Below are 18,509 nucleotides of genomic sequence, written 5' to 3'. Positions count from 1 at the left end.
AGTTAATCACAGCCCAGTTTGGCACATTCGATGCCGCAAGGGGCCGTCCACCCATCATTCTAGGGCGGAGCGACGCGAAGCGGAGCGTAGACCCTAGAATCCATTCCGTTACATCCATGATAGGCACCACGGTGGAGAACGAAGGCTTCGCGACACCGGATAGTTTGCACCGCCGCATCGCTTCCAGGTCACGGCATGGATTCCAGGGTCTGCGCGCGTCGCTTCGCTCCTTGCTCCGCCCTGGAATGACGAAGTCGAGGGGCTCCGGCCCTCATCCGCACGCTACCACCCCTTCTCCACCACCGGCAAATCCCGCGCTGCCTCATCGATCTCCGCCCAGGGATCGCCCGACGTCTCCAGCAGTCCCGGCAGCGAGGCGTAGTTCAGGTCCTCCGGCGCATCGATCGTCTCCAGGTCGGTCCAGCTCACCGGCGTGGAGGCCGGCAGGTTGGTGCGGGCGCGCAGCGAGTAAGGAGCGGCGGAGGTGTGGCCGCGGGCGTTGCGATGGAAGTCGATGAAGATGCGCTTCTTGCGGTTTTCCTTGCCCATCGTCGTGGTGAAGGTGTCGGGCGCGCTCGCGGCGAGCAAAGTGGAGATGGCGCTGCTCACCTGGTGCAGCTTCTTCCAGTTCTGCTTGCGCGTCACCGGCACGGTGATGTGGATGCCCTTGCCGCCGGAAGTCTTGGCGAAGGGCACAAGGCCGAGGCTTTCCAGCCCGCCCTTGATGTGGACGGCGGCCTCGACCACCTCGCGCCAGGAAATCCCCTCGCCCGGGTCGAGATCGAAGACGATCTGATCGGGCATGTCGAGTTTTGACCGGTGCGTGCCCCAGGTGTGGAACTCGACGACGCCGAATTGCGCCAGCGCCAGATAGCCCTTGGCATCCTCGACCGAGAGATAGGTTTTTGTCTCGCCCTCCGAATTGGTGCTCTCGAACACCGCCACCGAAGGCGGCATGCCGGTGAAGGCGTGGCGCTGGAAGAAACAGTCCTGCGGCTTGCCGGTTGGGCAGCGCACCAGCGACACTGGACGTCCAAGGATATGCGGCAGCATGAAATCGCCGACCAGCGCGTAGTAGACGGCGATGTCGAGTTTTGTGGGCCCGGTCTTGCCGAACAGCCGCCGCTCCGGGTTCGTGACCCAGATGGTGGCAAGATCGGACTCGGCGATCAGCCGCTTGCGCTTGACCGGGACCGGCGTGGTCAGCCCGCCGACATCGCGCAACCCGCGAAAGACGCCATGGCGGATCGCGTCGTCGGCGGTGCGGTTCGAATAGCGGACGCGGGCCGACAACAGCGGCTTCACCCAGTGCATCTCACGCATGATCTCGCGCGGGACGCCTTCGGGCGGACTGGCGCCGGCGGTCAGCCGCTCCAGCCGGGCGAGCAGATCCCGCGCCATGTCGCTGTCGAAGCCGGTGCCGACCTTGCCGCGATAGTGTAGTTCGCCATCGACGAACTCGGCCATGCCCAGCGCCGCCAACCCCTCGGCCCGGTCGGAGACGGTGTAACCGGCGATGACGAAGTCGTCCGTCTTTTGCGCCTTCACCTTGGTCCAGCTCTTGGTGCGACCGCTCATGTAGATGGCGTCGGCGCGCTTCGAGACGACGCCTTCCAGCCCAAGGTCCGAGGCTTGGTCGTAAAGCCCCTGACCGTCGCCCTCGACATGGTCGCTGTACTGGATGGCGGCGTTGGCGGCCTGGCCGGCGAGCAGCTCGGCAAGCAGGGCTTTGCGCTTCTTGAGCGGCGCCTTGCGCAGGTCCCAACCGTCGAGTTGGAGCAGGTCGAAGGCATAGAAATGCAGCTTCGAGCCGGCGCCCTCGGCCAGCGCGTCCTGCAGCAACGCGAAGCGCGAAATGCCCTTGTCGTCGAGCACTACGATCTCGCCGTCGATAATCGCCTGGCTGACCGGCAGCCGTGAAAAGGCCTGCGGGAGATCGCCATAGCGTTTGGTCCAGTCAATGCCCGCGCGGGTCATCAATCTGACCGTTCCACCCACGACATGCGCCATGGTGCGGTAGCCGTCGAATTTGATTTCGTGCAGCCAGAGCTCGCCCGTATCATCCGCAAGGCCTGTGCCGCCCGGCGGTTTCAGCGCCTGCGTGGCAAGCTGCGGCTCGATGCGGGTCGGCGGGTCGCCTTTCACAGCGCCAGGCAGCGCGCCGGGCTTCAGCGAACCGGCTTTCGGCGGCAAGCGCTCGCGTCTCTTCGGCGGCGCCGCCAGTTCCTCGATGCGGCGGCCCGATTTCACGCTTTCCGGCCGTGCCTGCAAGATGTCGAGCTTGGTGTCGGAAGCGAGGTCGCGCTCCTTGAACAGCAGCCAGTTCTTCTTGTTCTCGTCCTCGCCGGGCTTGGGCTTCAGACGGGTCAGCATCCAGCCGCCATTGAGCTTCTGCCCGGCCAGCCGAAACTTGAAGGCGCCGGTGCGCAGGCTTTTTTCGACATCCTCCATCGGCGCCCAGGTGCCGGTGTCCCAGACGATCATCGGCCCGCCGCCATATTCGCCCTCGGGAATGACGCCCTCGAAGTCGATATATTCGATCGGATGATCCTCGGTCTCGACAGCGAGGCGCTTGTCGGCCGGATTGAGCGACGGCCCGCGCGGGACGGCCCAGCTCTTCAGCACGCCGCCGACTTCGAGGCGCAGATCGTAGTGGTCGGCGGTGGCGTGGTGCTTGTGGACGACGAAGCGGTTGGAGCCATCGGAGGCGAGGCTGCCCGCCGGCTCGGGAGTGCGGGAGAATTCGCGCTTGGCGCGATAGGATTTGAGGTTGGCGGGCATGGTCAGGCGCCAAGGCGCAGAGCGGACCACGGCAAATGCCGCGTTCCTTCGCGCCCCCCTCTGTCCTGCCGGACATCTCCCCCTCTAGGGGGGAGATTGGCAGTTTCAGTGTCGGCGCTCCCCTTGCAACCTTGGCGATTAGCGAAGGCGGGGGCGACGTCTGATCTCCCCCCTAGAGGGGGAGATGGCCGGCAGGCCAGAGGGGGGCGCTGTCCCGCCAGCCTTGCCGTTGTCATGCGCGAGAGATCAATCGTCGATCGCCGGCAAAAGGTCCAGCTCGGCGGGCGTCAGCCCCTGCTTCAGCTGGCTCAACCGGAATTCGTCGACCCAGTAGGCTTCGCCATCGACCAGCACGCGGGCGCTGTAGGAGCCGCCGGAAAAGCGCTGCGCGGTGACATAGACCTTGTGGCGCTCGAGCGCGGTCTTCACCGCGGCGCGGCGGGCATTTTCTCTGGCGACGGGACTGGCCATGGCCTCACTCGAACACGCTGCCGCTGGAGATACGGCTGCCCATAAGCATGGCGGAGAGCGGAATGTGAGTCAATTTGCCGGGTACGGGCCGCCTACTCACCGCGGCGCCCGCAGCCGCCGCCAGCGCTGCATGACTTCCTGCGCGAGCTTGAACAGGCGCGGGTTGTCGCGCACGAAAGCCACGCCCTGACCGCGATATTTGATGGCCTGGCTCGCGGCCACGCCCTTCAGCGTGATGCCGTAGCAAAGTTCGGACAGGACCGACTTCACCGCCCCCATATGTTCCTTATAGCTCTGGTTGCCGACCGACAGGTCGAAATAGTCGAAGCCGGCGCCCCGCCCCCATCTGATCAGCTCGCCCATGATGCAAAGTCCCGGCGAAACATTGGGCACCGCACCCTGGTCGATCGCGATCAGAAGCGCGTGCAGCGTGCCCAGATGAGCCGCCAGGTACTGGACCGCGACCATGACGTCGCCGGCGCGCAGGCCGAATATCCGCACCGAGCCGTCCGTCAGGCCGCGATGCGCTGCGTCCCGGTAGAAATCGACGACCGGCGGCTGCGCGAGGAGATCGAACCGGCCAAGCTCGCGAAAGCGGTTGAGTCGCATCTCGACCAGCTTGCCGAAGACCGAGTCCACCTGGGCTGGCGTGTCGGCTTCCACCAGGGCCAGGCCGCCATTGCGGTCGAGCCGACGCAAGTCCTTGTTGAGCGCCTTGACGAAGGACGGACGGCAGATGCGCTTGACGACGGTTTCGGCGTCGCCGTCCATGGCGATGCCATAGTGCGAGTGGATGGAGTCGCGCGCCAGCGAAAGCAGCGCCAGAGGATTGGCGACGCCGCCAACCTGCTTCGGGATGCCGACAATGTGGATGCGGTCCGCCGGCGGCAGCACGGAAAGCACGGCCGCCCACGCAGCCTCGGCGGACTGCCTGGTCCAAGGCGTCGCGTCGGCGAGCAACGGTGCGGAATAGTCGCACACGCCGCAGCTCAGCCACTCGATCACCCAATGATTGAAAGCGCGGCGCCGCATCAGCGGCACAAGCATCCTCGGCTCGCCCGTGCCTATATCCCTCACCTCGACGATGGCGAGATCGGCTTTTTGCGGCACGAGCCCTTCGACGATCCCTTCGGCCCAGGCGAAATGCTGGTGGCCGGTGCACACGCCTTCTGTCTCGAGACGTAGCCAGAGCGGTTTGATCGCTTCGAGGCTGGTGTGCAGCTCAGCCACGTAAGCGCCGCTGGCGGCGCCGGCGGCGTACACTGTCGCCTCGTCGTCGGCCAAGCCGGTCGTCATTGCGGCCATCGGCATTGCCTGGCTTGCCACATCGTTCTCCTATCGTCTCTGCACTGCCAGCGTGGCCGCGCGGCGCCAGGCGCCGAAAACGCTGGGGCGCTGCTCGTTCGGATGCTTGGAATTCCACATGCGGTGACCCGCGAAATACCATGAGGTGACGAGCACGAAGGTCTCGGACACCGCGGCGCCGGCCAGCGACCATGTCGATGGCGCGATAGCCAGCAGGACCCCGATCGTCGCCAGCCCGACAATCGCGCCGGCCATGGTGATGAAGGCGACGATGCGGAAATCGCCGAGGATCTCGAGAACGACGCGCGGCATGACATAGGCCATGATCGGCACGAAGTTGGCGATGGCGAAAAGCCCGATCAGCCCGACCGAGGCATGCTGCAGAGCCTGGGATTTGATCATCGGCAGGATGAACAGGATACCGCCGCCATAGGCCAGGCTGCCAAGCCCCATGACGAGCGCCCAGATCTTGGCCTGCGTCCACACGCGGTCGAACTCCTTGTTGCGCACCAGCTTTGCGAGTTCGGGCTGCGTCATGTTGGAGAAGGCGAGGCTGATGATGCGCAGCGGCGCAAACAGCACCAGCACCGCCGCCAGCGGTGCGTAGGCCGCGGGTCCGGCGATGCCGGCGACCAGCAGGGCCAGGCATTGCCCCTGGATGTTGGTGGTGGTGGCGCTGAACCCCGACCAGCAGAGCTGCGGCCAGAGCTTTGCATAGCGCCGCCAGGTTGGCGCGCGGAAGGAGATGCGCAGCCTGCGGCGCGCCAGCTTCACCAGCACGGCGATGCCGACCACATTGGCCGCGGCAAGCGCGTAGAAGGTGGCCTGCAGCGCATCCGCGAAGAACCAGATCGCCGCCGCCGCGAGCACTATGCCGGCGATCGTGAACACGGCGTCGCTGATCGAGACGACGAGCTGCATGCGGCGCGCGAAGAATGCCGTGCGCATATGGCTGCGCAGCGACCATGCGCCGACGAAGCAGCCGGCGCCGATGCCGCTCGGGTCGCCCAGCAGGCGCATCAGCAGCGCCGTGCCGAACCCCATCAGCAGCGCCACCACGAGCGCCGCCGACCCGAAGGTCACGTCATTGGCGTTGACGCCGGCGCTGTTGGTGCTTCTGCTCATCCATATGGTGGCCGGAACGGCGGTGAGCGAGCGGATATAGGACAGGCCGACGCCGCCCATCACCATGGCCAGCGCGAAGAGGCCGTAGCCTTCGGCCGACAGAAGATGCAGCAGCGCAATGTTGAGGGCAAAATGGAAGCCGCTCTGCATCGCCTCGCCGCCGATCATCAGCATGAGGCGCCGCACCAGATGGGCCGGGAAGGTGAACTTCACGGGCTCGTCTCCGCCTCGCGGGCAACACGCGCCCGCCCCTGCCGGGGCGTTGCCGCCTTCAGCTTGTCGGCCACGATCGCCACGATCGCGGCGGCGGCGATCGGCTCGCTGAACACTGCCTCGTAACGCGCGCGGCCGGCGGCGGCGAAGGCGCGCCAGCGGTCGGGCCGCAGGATGATCTCGCCGAGCTTGCCGGCAAGGGCCGCGGCATTGCCCGGCGGCACCTGCCAGCCGGTCTCGCCGTCGGTCACCACTTCCACCAGCCCGCCGATCGCCGACACCAGCGGCGGCCGGCCCCAGCCCATCGCCTCGATAGCGACGCGGCCAAGCGACTCCGGGCGGCGCGACGGCACCGCCACGATGTCCGCCCAGCGATAATGATCGGTGGGGTCGGAGACGAAAGGCAGCACCTCGACATGCCCGGTCAACCCCATGCGCCCGACCAGTTCAGCCAAGGCCTGCTCGCGTTCGACGCTTTCGAAGGCGCCGCCGACCAGTCGGACCTCGACGCGATCGCGCAATTCGGCGGGGAGTGTGGCGACGGCATCGAGCAGCACCTCCTGCCCCTTGATGCGGTTGACGCGGCCAAGCAGCAGGACTTTGAGCGGGCGGCTGCCGTCATAGGTCATGGGCAGGGCCGCGGCGGGACCGGCAACGCCGTTGTAGACGACATGCGTGCGCCGTCCCCCGGCATCGATGGCCGGCGGATCGCCGAAGGTGGCGCGCGTGGCGCGCGAGTTGAAGATCAGATCCGCCTTGCTCCAGCGCATCAGCGCGACAAGCACCTTGCGCAGGACGCCTTCCGGGATCTCGTGAATGTGCAGCAGCGCCTTGCGTGGCAGGAGCCGCGCGGCCAGCGCATAATCGGCGATGATCGAGGTGTTGATATAGGTCAGGTCGTTGTCGCGCATGCGCTGCCAGGCCCGCCAGAGCGCAGCGGGCAGCCGCATCATCTCGACGGTGGCGAGCTTGAGCATCGCCTGGCGCCGGAGCACCCAGAGCGGTTCGAACACGATGCGGCTGGCATGCGGCTTTAGGATATCGACGATCGGTCCCTCGCGCGGCAGCACGACCTCGATCTCGGCGGCCGGAAACGCGGCGCGCAGCGCAGCCACGCTCTCCGCGAAGCTGCGGTCCGAGCCATAGAGCTCGTAGCCCTGATGAACGCAGGCAATGCGCATTGCTATCTTTCCACCTTGCACCCCGAGTCCGCTCAGCACCGGACTTCAAGCGCGGAAGAAACTTCATGCCAAATCCGCACGCCGCTCTACCCAGCGGTGGCCACTGCAGGCCCGGGAGCAAGGATCATGCCGGGTCGCGAATACCCGGCTGCGACCAGGGAGCCCAAGCCGTGCCCCGTATCGATACAGATACGTCGCGAAAGTTGACCGATAATGAAGCAAGCCATGCGACCTGAAGAGAAATTTTACACCTTCATGTGAATATCCATTCTGGGGGTACCCTGGCACGGAAGTTGCTGGGCATGTCATTGATGTAACAACATGACCGGACCCCGGGGAATCCTTTATTTTGACACCGGAACGACCTTCCACCCTGATCGAAAAGCCTTCGATCCTGATCCTGGGGACGCGCGGCATTCCGGCTTCTCACGGCGGCTTCGAAACCTTCGCCGAGCGGCTGGCGCTTTTCCTGGCCGGACGCGGCTGGAAGGTCGGCGTCTACTGCCAGAAGGAGGTCGAGCGCGTCGGGCAAAGGGTAAGCACCGAGACATGGCGCGGCATCGAGCTCATCACCATTGAAGTGGCCTCCACCGGTCCGCGCGCGACGCTTGAATTCGACTGGCAATGCGTGCTCGACGCCGCCAGGCGGCCGGGCGTATGCCTGGTGCTCGGCTATAACGGCGCGGTGTTCCTGACCTGGCTCAGGCTCATGCGGCGCAAGATCATCACCAACATGGACGGTATCGAGTGGCGGCGGCCGAAATGGGGGCCGGCCGCGCGCAGCTGGTTCTGGCTCAACGAATGGATCGGCGCCTGGCTTTCGCACCGGCTCGTCGCCGACCACCCGGCGATCGCCGACCATCTGGCGACAAGGCGGCCGCGCAGCGCTATCGCCACGATCGCCTATGGCGCGGACCCGGTGACCTCGGCGCCGGAGGAAGCCATCCGCGCGCTCGGGCTCGAGCCCGGCAAATATCTGGTCTCGATCGCGCGGATCGAACCCGACAACAACATCTTGCCGATCATCGAAGCCTTCCGCCGCCGCGATCGCGGCGACATGAAGCTGGTGGTGCTCGGCACGCTCAACGACGACATTCCCTACCACCGCGCCGTGCGCGAAGCGGCAGGCACCACGGTGATGATGCCGGGCGCGATCTACGACCAGGCGGTGGTGAAGGCGCTGCGCTATCATGCGCGCGCCTATATGCACGGCCACACCGTGGGCGGCACCAACCCTTCGCTGGTCGAGGCGCTTGCCGCCGGCAACATGGTGATCGCGCATGACAACCGCTACAACCGGTGGGTCGCGGGCGAGGCAGCGATCTATTTCAACGACATCGATGGCCTGAGCGAACGGATCGACGAGGTGCTGGCCGACGATGCGCTGGTGGCGCGCTGCAGCACGGCGGCGCGGACCCGCGCCCGCGAGGCCTTCCGCTGGGATGACGTGCTCACCGCTTATGAAAAGGAAGCGCTGCGGCAGCTCGGCGGTGCCACCGCCGCGCCGGCGAAAGCCGACCGCGCCAAGCACGCATGACCGGCTGGTCGCGCCGCCGGATTCTCGGCGCGGCACTGGGCGCGGCAACAGCACCACTGGCGACTACGGTTCCACCGTTCGTATCTCAAGCGCGAGCCGCCGGCGCATGGCCCCTCAGGCGCGGCGTCAACACCTGGCCATGGTTTGCCCTGACGCGCGAATTTCCCGCGCCCCGCACCGACTATGACTGGCCGCCCTTCCAGTCGCAACGGCCGGTGCCGACGCCGGCCGACCTTGCCCGGTTGCGGGCCAGCGGCCTCGATTTCATCCGCCTGCCTGTCGATCCGGGACCGTTCGTTGCCGCTGAAGCGGGACAGCGCGCCGAGCTGATGGGCATGCTCGACGCAGCGGTCGATGCGGCGCTCAGCGCCGATCTGGGCGTCATCGTCAACGTGCAGGCCAATGGAGCCACGCATTACTGGAATCCCGACCGCATGTATTCCAGCACCACAGCGCCGGAATTCGAATCCTATCGGAGGCTGGTGAGCGAAATCGCTGGGCGGCTCCAGGGCAGGAAGGCCGGCATGGTGGCGCTGGAGCCTGTCAACGAGCCGCCGCAGGACTGTTCTTCCGAGGCATGGCCGGCCGTGCAGGCCTCGCTGCTGACGGCCGCCAGGATGTTGGGGCCGAGCGTGCCGCTGCTCGTCACCGGTGGCTGCGGCTCGATGGTGCGGGGCTTGACGGCGCTCGATCCGGCGCCGCTAGCGGATTTCGAGCCGATCCTGTTCACCTTCCACTTTTACGAGCCCTATCTGTTCAGCCATCAGGGTGCGCCGTGGATGCGCGAGCCGGTCTACCGCGCGCTGAACAACGTGCCGTGGCCGGCCTCCGCCGGAACGCTGGAAAGAACGCTGGCCTCGGTCAGGGCAAGGATGGCCGGGGACACGGAAAGGTCCCAAGAGGCCAAGAAGGCCGCCTATGCCGAGACCGAGCGCGTGCTGAAAGTCTATTTCGACGCGCAGCCCGACCGCCGCTTCATCGACCGCTACCTTAAGCAGGTGAGCGACTGGGCGCAGACCCACGGCATCGCGCCCGAGCGCATCGTCATGGGCGAGTTCGGCGCGCTGCGCACCGATGCCCGCTACACTGCCGCGCCGAGCCCGGACCGCGCCCGCTACATCGCCGATGTGCGGCAGAGCGCGGAAGCCTTCGGCTTTCCCTGGGCGTTCTGGGACCTGTTCGACGGCATGGGGATGATGGACGACACCACGCGCGCCCTCGACCCGGCGATGATAGAGGCGCTGGGGCTGACGATGCCGCGCGCTTGATTTGTTGAATCACCAAACCGCGCCAAAGGTTTGGTTTCGCTCACAGGTACGGCGTGCCGGCCATCGCGGCTTCCAGCCCCGTCGCCCCCTTGTCGACGAGCGCGAGGAAAGCATCGTTCGCTTTCTCCCGGTTGTGGGTCTGCCGGAACGTGCGATGCGCCTCGAAGAAGGCGACAGTCCAGGTCGCCAACAGCAGGTTGGCCGCGAGATGCGCATCGGGATCGGCGGTGTCGCGGCCGACGCTTTCGACCAGCGCCGCCGCCACTAGGTCGGCCAGTTCGTCTCGGATCGCCCGCGCCCGCGCCTTCAGCGTTTCGCTGCCGGCAACCGTCGGCACCAGGCGCTCGCTTCTGGCGGAGAATTCGACCACCGGGCTGCGTTCGGCGACCAGCCGGTGCGCGAGCAGGTGCAAGGCCTCCAGCGGCGCGACGCCGGCCGCGCGCTGGCGCACGGCCTCGCGCAGCATCTCGCGCCCCTCCTCGTCGCGGTCGAAGAACATGTCCTCCTTGCGCGGGAAGTGGTTGAAGACCGTCATGCGCCCGACATCGGCGGCCTCGGCGATCTCGTCCACGGTCACCTGATCGAAGCCGCGTTCCATGAACAGGCGGGTGGCGGCATCGGAGATAGCCTTGCTGGTGGCGGCCCGCTTTCGGGAGCGGCGGTCGGACGGTTCTGACATGGCTCCTCGTAGCATGATTTTGGTACTCAGTACATATTTCCGTTGACTCTGCGTCGTCGATCGTCGATATGTACTCAGTACATATTTAAACTCAGTATATTTACGGTTTGACGCCTGGCGCGCGGCGAGGTTCGACCCTGCTGCCGCCCGGGCGAGATGGCCTTCGCTCCCGGAGTTCCCCCATGAACAAACCCCTCATCGTCATCTTTGCCGCCATCTGCCTCGACGCCGTCGGCATCGGCCTCGTCTTTCCCATTCTGCCGCGCCTCCTCGAGGAGGTGACGCACAGCCCCGACATCGTCGCCTATATCGGCATCATGACCGCGCTCTACGCGGCCATGCAGTTCCTCTTCGCGCCGGTGCTCGGCGCCTTGAGCGACAATCTCGGCCGCCGTCCGGTCCTGCTGATTTCGCTGGCGGGCGCCGCGATCAACTATCTGATCACGGCCTTTGCGCCGCAGCTCTGGATGCTGTTCATCGGCCGCGCCATCGCGGGGTTGACCAGCGCCAACATCTCCGTGGCGACGGCCTACATCACCGACATCACGCCGCAGAATAAGCGCGCCGACCGCTTCGGCCTGTTCAGCGCCATGTTCGGCATCGGCTTCATCATCGGCCCGGTGCTGGGCGGCGTGCTCGGCGACCACTGGATCCGGCTGCCCTTCATCGCCGCCGCCGTGCTCAACGCCGCGAACCTGCTCCTGGCCATCTTCGTCCTGCCGGAATCGCGCCTCCCGGACCGACAGAAGATCGATCTCGCGGCACTCAACCCGCTGAAGCCCTTGCGCTGGGTGTTTTCGATGAAGGGCCTGCTTCCCACCGTCCTAGTCTATTTCATCCTTTCCGGCGCCGGCGAGGCCTACGGCACCTGCTGGGCGCTCTGGGGTTTCGACACGTTCCGGTGGAACGGCCTCTGGGTCGGACTTTCGCTCGGCGCGTTCGGCCTTTGCCAAACCTTGGTGCAGGCCTTCCTGCCCGGCCCCGCAGCCCGGCTGCTCGGCGAGCGCAGGGCCTTCGTCATCGGCATCGGCTTTGCCTGCATCGCGCTCACCGCCATGGCCTTCGCCAACCAAGGCTGGATGGTGTTCGCCATCATGCCGGTCTTCGCGCTCAGCGGCATAGGCACGCCGGCCTTCCAGGCCCTGGCGACAAGGCAGGTCGATGCGGAGCGCCAGGGCCAGTTGCAGGGTGTGCTGGCCTCGGCGGTCAGCCTTGCCTCCATCGTCGCCCCGCTCGCCTTCTCGACCGTCTACTTCGCCACGCAGAAGCAGTGGCCCGGCGCTATCTGGCTGTCGGTGATCGCGATCAATCTGGTCGCTGTGCCGCTGGTGTTGCTTGGGGCGAGAAGGCGAGAGGCGAGCGGGGGCGCTGCGGAGGCACAGTAACGCTGCGCCGCGATCCTTCGCCGTAGAGCGCTACGCCTGCGTCCTTTGACGCGCAACAGCCCTCACCGGCCGATACAGCGCCAGCGCGATCACCACGAATTTGGTCATCAGCGTCGTCTTGGAGGCGATGCTTTCGGAGGTGTTGAGCAGGATGAGCCAACCCAGCATCGGCAGCCAGACGCCCGGATGGCAGCGGCGCGCAACCTCGTGCATGAACAGCGCGAAGCCGAAGAAGATCAAAAGCGTGAAGAAGGCGCCCTGGTAGAGCGTCAAGCGCAGCACCGGGTTCTCAATGCCCTGCTCCAGGCCAGTGATGCGGCGCATGCTGTCCAGCAGGCCGACGTCGGGCCCGACGATCAGGTCGCGCAATTCCAGATGCCTGAAGAGATCGAACATCTCGACGCGTGCATTGGCGCTGCCGCTGTCGGAGACGAAACGTTCGAGCAGCGCGTCGAAGAAGCCGTAGTAACCGGCGAGCGCGAGCGCCAGCGGCAGCAGCGCGGCGAGCATGATCACCAGCGCGGCGCCCAGAAGGTTGACGCGTCCTGTCCTGAGCTGCGCCACGCCGCGGATGAGCACATACACGCCGCCGAGCAGGATCGTCAGCACCATGCCCGAGCGGCCGCCGAAGACGACCAGCGCGCAGAACTGCAGGCCGACCAGCGTAAGCCTCAGCGGCGTCGACAAGGAACGCGCGCCGGACAACAGCGACAGCACATAGATGGAGGTGACCGTGGCGTTGGACAGCGGGTGCCCCTGCAGCGCCGTCGAGCGCAGATCGTTGACGAATACCGCGCCGTCGAACCGATACGGGAACACAAGATGCTTGGTGCCGAATTCGAACAGCGCCAGCAGCGCATTCACCATCATGACGACATGGATGACGATCCGCAGCCGGGCAAAGGTCTTCTCATCATCCTCGCTGAGCAGCAGCACGAGCAGCGTCGGCGTGACGAACGTGTCGATCATGCCGGCCATGCCGGGGCGCTGCCTGAGGATGACGACGAAGAGAAGCACCGTCGAGATCACCGCCATCAGCATCGTTGCCGGCCGCTTGTTGGTGACATGGACCACATAGCCGACCGGATTGCCGAAGGTGCAGGAGCGCCAGACAAAGACGAGCACGAAGAGATAGGTGGACGGGTGGATCTTGCTCAGCGGACTGCCCTGCAGGCCGTCGTAATTATAGCCGGCGAGCCACAGCATGCCGCCCGAGACGGAAAACAGAAGCAGCACCGCCACGGTGATGCCGATACGGGTCAGCGTGTCGACAGGGACAGTGCGCGGGCCGGCCATGGCGTAGCCCGAAGCCGGAACAGGCCGGGCCGGACCGGCCAGGATCGAGGCCATGTCAGGCCGCCTCGTCGACCAGCATGGCGCCGGTCGGCAGCCGCCCCATGACGGAGACCGCTTCGGAGGTCGAAGCGACGTCGCGCATCGGCGTCGCGTTCAGCCGAGCGACGAGCAGGATCTCGTCGGCCATGGCGACCAGCGGCAGGACGTTGAGGTCGTCGGCCAGCGCGCCGCCGTCGACGACGACGAGTTCGAAGCTGCGATTGGCCTCGGCCAACATGCGATGGGCGAAATAGAGCGCCTGCGCTTCCTGGAACACCGCGGTCGGCCGTCCGCGGCCGACGAGCGCCACCGAACTACCGGGCGCATAGCGGCTGACCGCGTCGAGCGGATATTCGCCGCGCAGCACGTCGAGCACGCCGGGCTGCGGGTCCTTCTGGCCCTTGCCGGCATTGATGTCGATGAACAGCACGCGGCGGCCCCTGGCCGCCGCGGCGTTGGCGAGCTGCCATGCAACCCTCGACCGCTGCGCCTTGTCCTCGGGCGGTGACGCCACCAGGATGGAGGGCACCAGCGGCCAGTCCGGCGGACGCCTTGTGGCGGCCGCGATGCGCTGCAGCGCGAGCCCCGCCACCGCGTCGGTCTTTTGCGCCACGCCGCCGGAGCGACGGCGTCCCCTGCCCGGCAGCACGCCCAGCACCGGCGCGTCGATGGCCGACTGCATCTGGTTGGCGGACAACACGGTCGGCGAAAGATATTCGGCGATCAGCGCCATGCCGACGCCCAGCGCCAGCCCGCCGAAAATCGCGCCGAACACAAGCAGCCCCTTCGGCGGCCAGCTCTTCTTCAGCGCCGGCATGGCCTGCGAAATGATGCGGGCGTTGGTGCTGTTGACGTTGGTCTGCTCGCGCGTTTCCTGGGCGCGCTGAAGGTAATTGGCGTAGACGGTGCGCACGGCCTCGAGATCGCGCTGCAGCTCGCGCAGCCTGACCGAAGCCTGGTCGGTGTCGAGCGACTTGCCCTTCAGCGACGCCACTTTGGCCTCCAGCTCCTTCTGGTTGGCCAGAGCGCGCTCGTAGTCGGTCTCCGCTGCGGTGACGAGGCGGCCGAGCTCACGCGAAATCAGCTTGCGCAGGTCGCTCAATTGCTGCTGCGCCGAGATCATCGAGGGGTGGCGCGGCCCGAGCGCGGTGCCGAACTGCGATATCTGGTCGACCAGCGTCGCTTCCTGCGCCCTGAGGCTGGCGATGACCGGCGAGCGCATCGCCTCCGAGGTCGCGTCCGGCGCGCCGCCCTGCCGGCGCAGCTGGTCGACCTGCGCCTTGAGCTGCGCGGTGCGGGTCTGGGCGGCGGTCAACTGTGTGTTGAGATCGGTCAGCTCCTGGTCACTGACCAGATTGCCGGCCGCCATCACCATGTTGTGCTCGGCCTTGTAGGTCTCGACGGCATTGGCCGCCTGCTCGACGCGCTTGCGCTGATCCTCCAGCCGGGCGCTGATCGCGTCCGAGGCGTCGGCGGCAGCCTTCGAGCGCGCCTGCGCCTGGTCGTCGAGATAGGCCTGCGCGATGGCGTTGGCGAGCTCCGCCGCCAGGTCGGCGCTCTTGGCGGTGATGATGATGTTGAGGACCAGCACCTTGTCGTCGCGCTTGACCGCAAGGCGGCGGCGCAGAGAATCGAGCGTCTCAGCCGTCCTGTCGCCGTCGTCGGAGCCAAACAACATGCCGAGCCACCGGCCGAGCCCGCCCTGCCCGTTGAAGTCTGGATTCTCGGTCAAATTGGTCGCCTTGATGGCGCGCAGCAGGACGCCGTTCGACTGCGCCACGGCCACCTGGCTTTCGACCTGGGTGATGCCGCCATCGGGCGAGATGCGGCTTGGGTTGACGTCGTTGGTGACGACCTGGAGGTCCTGCGGGTCGATGATGATCTGCGCCGTCGAGGAGTAGAGCGCCGGCGTCAGGACGCTGTAGACAAGCGTCAGCACGGTGAGCAGCGCGGTGATGGCGAGGATCAGAAAGCGGCGGCGCAGCAGGATGCGACCGAGATCGCCAAGCTCGACCGTGGCATGCGCGGGCGCATGTGCGTAGTAGGCCGGCGCCGGCACGACCGCCTCCGGCGCGTTCTGCTGAGGCACCATGAGCAGGGGTGATTGCAAAGATCGCTCCGACAACGCTCCATCGGCCGGCAAAGACGTGAATGCGGCGTTGGCCTAGCTATTCCCGGCAACGATTAAAACACTGTTAATTATGTTCATAAATTGATGCCGTACTGGCACGAAGTTTGCACCGACGCAGTAGAATTTAAGTGCAGCCTAAGTTGGAGACATCGTGCGCATGCGGCGGAAGCTTGACCTGGCCGGCCGGGCCGCCGGCACCGGATATGAGTCGTCCGGGGATTGGCGATGCGCCTGAACCTGCGCCTCAACGGCGATTGCGTGCGCGCTTTCCATGTAGCGCTGGCCGAGCGGCTGTCGCTGCTGCCCGGCATCGAGCTTGCCATCGACGCGCGTCCGGCGGCGGGCGGCGTGCCGCGCGGTGCCGAAGCGCTGTTCCAGCTTGAGACGCTGATCCATCGGCTGCCCGCCGATGGGACGGCAAAACGTGTGCCACTTTCGACACTGGCCGGCCATTCGAGGGCGTCCGCGCCGGCCGATCTCACCATCGACCTCATCGGCGATGCCGAGCCGCAGGGCCGACGGGTCTGGCGCCTGGCCTATGACGGCGCCTGCGGCGAAGAGGCCCTGCTGGCGCTGATCCTTGCCGGCCGTACCCCGCTCGCCCGTCTGGAACAGAACGGCGCGACGGTCGCCGAAGGGCGGCTCGGCACCGAGTATCACGGCATTGCGCTGGCGTCCTTCCAGGACATGCTGGCGCGCAGCGCCAGCCTGATCGTCGCGGCGGTCGACGGCGCCGCGCGCTCGTCGCTTCCGGTGCTGCCCGAACCATCATCCGAGGCGCCGGTTCCGGCCATGCCGTCGGCTACCAAGCTCGGCGTGCGTGCGGCCAAGGCGACGGCGCGCCGCATCGTCCAGCAGATCTATCATCTCGCCTACAACGCACCGCACTGGCGGGTCGGCTGGCGCGAGACCGGAGGCAAGGATCTCTACGCGCTTCGCGCTCATCCGCAATCGGGCTGGCGCGACCTGGCCGACGACGGCAGCCGCTTTTACGCCGACCCGTTTCCCGTGCTCTATCGCGGTCAGGTGACGCTCTTCGTCGAGGATTACATCCACCGCACCGGCAAGGCGATCCTTTCGGCCGTGGCTTTCGGGCCGAACGGGCCGGCCGGCACCCCGAAGCCGGTGCTGGAACTACCCTACCACCTCTCCTACCCCTTCGTGTTCGAGCGCGACGGCGAGATGTGGATGGTGCCGGAAACCTCGGCCAACCGGACGGTCGACCTCTACCGCGCCACCGCTTTCCCTGGCGGCTGGGTCAAGGAAGCGACGCTTCTGTCGGACATCGTCGCCAGCGACGCTACGCTCGCCGAGCATGGCGGACGCTGGTGGATGTTCGCCACCGTGCGCGACGGCGGCGGCGCCTTTTCGGACCAGTTGCATCTGTGGTCGGCGCCGGATTTCCGCGGGCCGTGGACGCCGCATCCGAAGAACCCGTTGCTGATCGACATCGCCACGGCGCGTCCTGCGGGCCGCATGGTCAGCCGCGGCGGCCAGTTGCTGCGCCCGGTGCAGGATTGCCGCAGGAGCTACGGCGCCGCGCTCGGCCTAGCGCGCATTACGCAGCTTGACGATACCGGCTTCGAGCAGGTCGTCGAAACGATCCTCAACCCCGGCGCGGGCTGGGCCGGCCGCAAGCTGCACACGCTCAACGAGGCGGGCGGACTGGAATTCATCGACGGTTCGGCAATGGCGCCGCGCTGGAAACGCACGCCGAGGCAGGATCCCAAGCCTGCGGGCGGTGGAGAAAAGACATGAGCATCGCAGAAGATCGCGAAACGCCTGCCGTGCCGCCGGGCCGGACCGAGGTTGACGTGGCGATCGTCGGCGCGGGACTCGCCGGAACCGTGCTGGCGATAACGCTCGCCAAGGCCGGCCGCAAGGTCGCGCTGGTCGATCCGCATCGCATCCATCATGACGAATTCCGGGCCGAGAAAACCCGCGCGGAGCAGATGGGGCTGTTCGAAAAGCTCGGACTCGGGCCTGTCTTCAGATCGCTCGTCACGCCGATGACTGACATCAATGTCTTCCGCTTCGGCCAGTTTTTCGAGCGCAAAGAAGGTCCGGAGTTCGCCTTTTCCTACGCGCCGCTGGTCAACGGCATGCGCGCGGCGCTGCCGGCGCAAGTGCCGCTGACGGTGGGCAAGGTCACCGAGGTGTCGACCGGACCGGACCGGCAGCGCCTGGTGCTCACCGACGGCTCCGTCATCGACGCCCGGCTCTTGGTGGTGGCCACCGGCTACAGCGAGGCGGTGCGGCGCGCCATCGGAGTAGAGCGCATCGAGGAATCGAAAGCCCATTCGCTGACGATGGGGTTCGACCTTGCGATCACGCCGCAGGAATTCGGGCTGCAGTCCCTCACCTTCTACGCAAGGCGGATCGCCGATCGCATTGCCTTTCTTACCATCTTCCGGATCGGCGAGCGGATGCGGGCGAACATGTTCGTGTATCGAACCGTCGCCGATCCATGGGTGCGGGCGTTCCGCGATAATCCGCAAAAGATGCTGCTGGACCTCATGCCGGAGATTGCCGGGCGATGCGGCAACTTCGCTGTCGCCAGCGAGGTCGAAGTAAGGCAGGTCAGCCTGACGACGACGCAGGGCCATCGCCGCGACGGCGTCGTCTTCATCGGCGATGCGTTCGCCACGACATGCCCGGCGCAAGGTGACGGCATCCATCGGGTGCTGACCGATGTCGATTGCCTCAGTTCGACGCATATTCCCGCCTGGCTCGAAACACCCGGCATGGCAGCCGACAAGATCAGTGCCTTCTACGACGATCCGGTCAAGATCGCCGCCGACGAAAGAGCCATGCGCGCCAGCATCTATGCCAGGCGCATCACCACCGAGACCGGGCTTGAATGGCGCCTGCGCCGCCTGCGCAACAAAACCGCGCGGCACCTGATGATCTTCGCCCGCCGGTTCCGCGAGGCGGGAAAACGGAGTGACGCCGCGCCTGGCGTAACAGGAGTTGCTTTCGACCACACAGATAAGGCAGGTCAGGAATTGCCCGCCGGGCCGCGCCTGGGAACATGATCGCAAGTGAGCTTACGAATCCGTAAGCGCGTTTCCTGGCGACGCTAGTTTAGATCACAGGGT

The 18,509-nt window shown here is 66.3% G+C and carries 13 protein-coding genes; 5 read left to right on the top strand and 8 right to left on the bottom strand.

The window, feature by feature from the left end:
- Nucleotides 1–282: 282 nt before the first annotated feature.
- The 5 genes from ligD to RFM52_RS09860 form a co-directional block, all read right to left on the bottom strand.
- On the bottom strand, nt 283–2,781 hold the full coding sequence (gene ligD, locus RFM52_RS09880; RefSeq protein WP_320295969.1) for a DNA ligase D: 2,499 nt from the start codon (nt 2,779–2,781) through the stop codon (nt 283–285).
- A gap of 246 nt (nt 2,782–3,027) precedes the next feature.
- On the bottom strand, nt 3,028–3,252 hold the full coding sequence (locus tag RFM52_RS09875) for a hypothetical protein (protein WP_320295970.1): 225 nt from the start codon (nt 3,250–3,252) through the stop codon (nt 3,028–3,030).
- A 96-nt stretch (nt 3,253–3,348) separates the two neighbouring features.
- Nucleotides 3,349–4,578, bottom strand: coding sequence for a GNAT family N-acetyltransferase (locus RFM52_RS09870; RefSeq protein ID WP_320295971.1), 1,230 nt, complete (start codon nt 4,576–4,578; stop codon nt 3,349–3,351).
- A gap of 9 nt (nt 4,579–4,587) precedes the next feature.
- Entirely contained in the window at nt 4,588–5,895 is a 1,308-nt protein-coding gene (locus RFM52_RS09865; protein ID WP_320295972.1) for an MATE family efflux transporter, read from the bottom strand.
- Nucleotides 5,892–7,076: a glycosyltransferase family 4 protein gene (locus tag RFM52_RS09860; RefSeq protein ID WP_320295973.1), complete on the bottom strand. Its 1,185-nt coding sequence runs from the start codon at nt 7,074–7,076 to the stop codon at nt 5,892–5,894. Before RFM52_RS09860 ends, RFM52_RS09865 begins: the two co-directional genes overlap by 4 nt.
- A 349-nt stretch (nt 7,077–7,425) precedes the next feature.
- Between RFM52_RS09860 and RFM52_RS09855 the strand changes: the two genes are divergently transcribed.
- Complete coding sequence (locus tag RFM52_RS09855; RefSeq protein ID WP_320295974.1) at nt 7,426–8,613, top strand: DUF1972 domain-containing protein; 1,188 nt, start codon at nt 7,426–7,428, stop codon at nt 8,611–8,613.
- A complete protein-coding gene (locus RFM52_RS09850) occupies nt 8,610–9,881 on the top strand; it encodes a glycoside hydrolase family 5 protein (RefSeq protein WP_320295975.1) in 1,272 nt (423 codons plus the stop codon). Before RFM52_RS09855 ends, RFM52_RS09850 begins: the two co-directional genes overlap by 4 nt.
- 40 nt (nt 9,882–9,921) lie before the next feature.
- On the opposite strand, the gene RFM52_RS09845 is transcribed toward RFM52_RS09850, so the two are convergent.
- The gene (locus RFM52_RS09845) at nt 9,922–10,560 is read right to left on the bottom strand and encodes a TetR/AcrR family transcriptional regulator (protein WP_320295976.1); all 639 of its coding nucleotides are present in this window, start codon (nt 10,558–10,560) and stop codon (nt 9,922–9,924) included.
- 182 nt (nt 10,561–10,742) lie between these two features.
- Here RFM52_RS09845 and RFM52_RS09840 point away from each other — a divergent pair, with 182 nt between their 5' ends.
- Nucleotides 10,743–11,945: a TCR/Tet family MFS transporter gene (locus RFM52_RS09840; protein ID WP_320295977.1), complete on the top strand. Its 1,203-nt coding sequence runs from the start codon at nt 10,743–10,745 to the stop codon at nt 11,943–11,945.
- A 30-nt stretch (nt 11,946–11,975) separates the two neighbouring features.
- On the opposite strand, the gene RFM52_RS09835 is transcribed toward RFM52_RS09840, so the two are convergent.
- Nucleotides 11,976–13,295 carry a VpsF family polysaccharide biosynthesis protein gene (locus tag RFM52_RS09835; RefSeq protein ID WP_320295978.1) on the bottom strand — a complete coding sequence of 440 codons (1,320 nt, stop codon included), beginning with the start codon at nt 13,293–13,295 and terminating at the stop codon, nt 11,976–11,978.
- Between the two features lies 1 nt (nt 13,296).
- Nucleotides 13,297–15,390 carry a GumC family protein gene (locus tag RFM52_RS09830; RefSeq protein WP_320295979.1) on the bottom strand — a complete coding sequence of 698 codons (2,094 nt, stop codon included), beginning with the start codon at nt 15,388–15,390 and terminating at the stop codon, nt 13,297–13,299.
- Nucleotides 15,391–15,636: 246 nt separating this feature from the next.
- Here RFM52_RS09830 and RFM52_RS09825 point away from each other — a divergent pair, with 246 nt between their 5' ends.
- Nucleotides 15,637–17,169, top strand: a complete 1,533-nt coding sequence (locus RFM52_RS09825; RefSeq protein WP_320295980.1) for a glucosamine inositolphosphorylceramide transferase family protein — start codon at nt 15,637–15,639, stop codon at nt 17,167–17,169.
- Entirely contained in the window at nt 17,166–18,446 is a 1,281-nt protein-coding gene (locus RFM52_RS09820; RefSeq protein WP_320295981.1) for an FAD-dependent oxidoreductase, read from the top strand. The genes RFM52_RS09825 and RFM52_RS09820 overlap by 4 nt, the downstream gene beginning before the upstream one ends.
- Nucleotides 18,447–18,509: the final 63 nt, after the last annotated feature.

The sequence above is a fragment of the Mesorhizobium humile genome, from assembly GCF_033977215.1.
GTDB lineage: Bacteria > Pseudomonadota > Alphaproteobacteria > Rhizobiales > Rhizobiaceae > Mesorhizobium > Mesorhizobium humile.
This window is presented reverse-complemented; position numbering and strand designations above follow the sequence as displayed.

Coding starts and splice junctions, on each gene's coding strand:
- ligD (WP_320295969.1), bottom strand. CDS start 2,781: ATGCCCGCCAACCTCAAATCCTATCGCGCCAAGCGCGAATTCTCCCGC.
- RFM52_RS09875 (WP_320295970.1), bottom strand. CDS start 3,252: ATGGCCAGTCCCGTCGCCAGAGAAAATGCCCGCCGCGCCGCGGTGAAG.
- RFM52_RS09860 (WP_320295973.1), bottom strand. CDS start 7,076: ATGCGCATTGCCTGCGTTCATCAGGGCTACGAGCTCTATGGCTCGGAC.
- RFM52_RS09850 (WP_320295975.1), top strand. CDS start 8,610: ATGACCGGCTGGTCGCGCCGCCGGATTCTCGGCGCGGCACTGGGCGCG.
- RFM52_RS09845 (WP_320295976.1), bottom strand. CDS start 10,560: ATGTCAGAACCGTCCGACCGCCGCTCCCGAAAGCGGGCCGCCACCAGC.
- RFM52_RS09840 (WP_320295977.1), top strand. CDS start 10,743: ATGAACAAACCCCTCATCGTCATCTTTGCCGCCATCTGCCTCGACGCC.
- RFM52_RS09835 (WP_320295978.1), bottom strand. CDS start 13,295: ATGGCCTCGATCCTGGCCGGTCCGGCCCGGCCTGTTCCGGCTTCGGGC.
- RFM52_RS09825 (WP_320295980.1), top strand. CDS start 15,637: ATGCGCCTGAACCTGCGCCTCAACGGCGATTGCGTGCGCGCTTTCCAT.
- RFM52_RS09820 (WP_320295981.1), top strand. CDS start 17,166: ATGAGCATCGCAGAAGATCGCGAAACGCCTGCCGTGCCGCCGGGCCGG.